3 protein-coding genes are annotated in these 1,227 nt (G+C 73.1%); 2 read left to right on the top strand and 1 reads right to left on the bottom strand.

All coding sequences use genetic code 11. The annotated features are described in order from the left end of the window. A partial coding sequence (locus tag N826_RS39005) for a DUF1403 family protein (protein ID WP_044438003.1) occupies positions 1-191 on the top strand: 191 nt, incomplete at its 5' end. Positions 192-195: 4 nt separating this feature from the next. Further along, a complete protein-coding gene (gene scpB / locus N826_RS39000) occupies positions 196-834 on the top strand; it encodes an SMC-Scp complex subunit ScpB (protein ID WP_044438001.1) in 639 nt (212 codons plus the stop codon). A 24-nt stretch (positions 835-858) separates the two neighbouring features. Here scpB and N826_RS44615 read toward each other — a convergent pair. Beyond that, positions 859-1,227, bottom strand: a 369-nt coding sequence (locus N826_RS44615) for a hypothetical protein (RefSeq protein ID WP_044438000.1), incomplete at its 5' end; no start/stop codon positions are given.

Below are 1,227 nucleotides of genomic sequence, written 5' to 3'. Positions count from 1 at the left end.
CGGGCAAGCTCCGCGCCAAGGGGGCCCCGGCGGTGGTCGCGGCGCTGTGCGGAACGGACGCGCTGACACCGGCGCGGCTGCCCGGCGGGTTGTCCGATCGCGCCGGCCGGCGCCTGTTCGAGCGCCTGGTCCGGCTCGGCGCGGTGCGCGAGCTGAGCGGCCGCGACACCTTCCGGATCTACGGGATCTAGCGCGGTGGCAACGCGGCGGACCCGGACCAGGCCGACCCTCGACACCGAGCTTGAAGACTTGCCACCCGAGATGCGCTGGCGCGAGTGGATGCGCCGGGTCGAGGCGGTCGTGTTCGCCGCCGCCCGGCCGGTCGGCCGCGACGCCCTGGCCGCGGTGGTCGGGCGCGGCTGCAACCTCGACCTGCTGCTCGACGACATCCGCGGCGAGCTGCGCACCCGGCCCTATGAGATCGTCTCGGTGGCCGGCGGCTACCAGTTCCGCACCCGCCCCGGCCTGGCCGCCGCCGTCCGCGCCGCCGGGGTGGTCGACGATCCCCGGCCGGACCTGTCGCGCGTCGAACTCGAGGCGCTGCTGGTAATCGCCTACTACCAGCCGATCACCCGCGCCGAACTGGGTGTCATCCTGGGCCGCGAAATCCCCCACGAAACCCTGGCGGAGCTGCGCGATCAGGCCCTGGTCGCCCCCGGCCCGCGCAGCCCGCAGCCGGGCGCGCCCCACACCTTCGTGACGACCCCGGCCTTCCTCGAGCACTGGGGCCTCAACAGCCTGGCCGATCTGCCCGAGCTGGAGCGGCTGCGCGACGATGGTCTGCTGTCCAAGGCCGCCATTCTGGCGCGGCCACCGGACGACGGCCCGGCCTGAGCCGGGACTGCCGCCCCGACCCTGTCAAGCCACACCGCGCGGCACACCCGTGCCGCCTCGGCCATGTTTGGGGGAAGCATCGAAATCCTCCATCAGTTCGCCCATCTCAGGCCCCTTGGGACGGCGCCCAACATCCCGGGTAGCCTTTCTGTTGTATCCGTCGAGGGCCTCCGGCTTGTGGCCACGAAGGATGGCACGGTGCCAACGGTCCTGCGCGCGTGTGCCGGGGCCAACAACGGCCGCAACCAGGCGCTCCGTGTCGAGATCGGCGAAAAGGCGAGCCCGGAGCCCGGCCGACAGGCGGCCCAGATCCCGCACGTGCGCCGAGAAGCGGGTCCGCACCGGCAGCGTCCGAACCCGGCTGACCAATCTCTCCCAATCCTTCCCGGGCGC

The organism is Skermanella aerolata KACC 11604, assembly GCF_000936425.1.
In the GTDB taxonomy this organism is placed as follows: domain Bacteria; phylum Pseudomonadota; class Alphaproteobacteria; order Azospirillales; family Azospirillaceae; genus Skermanella; species Skermanella aerolata.
The sequence above is the reverse complement of the archived record's forward strand: the minus strand, read 5'-3'. Positions and strand labels throughout refer to the sequence as shown.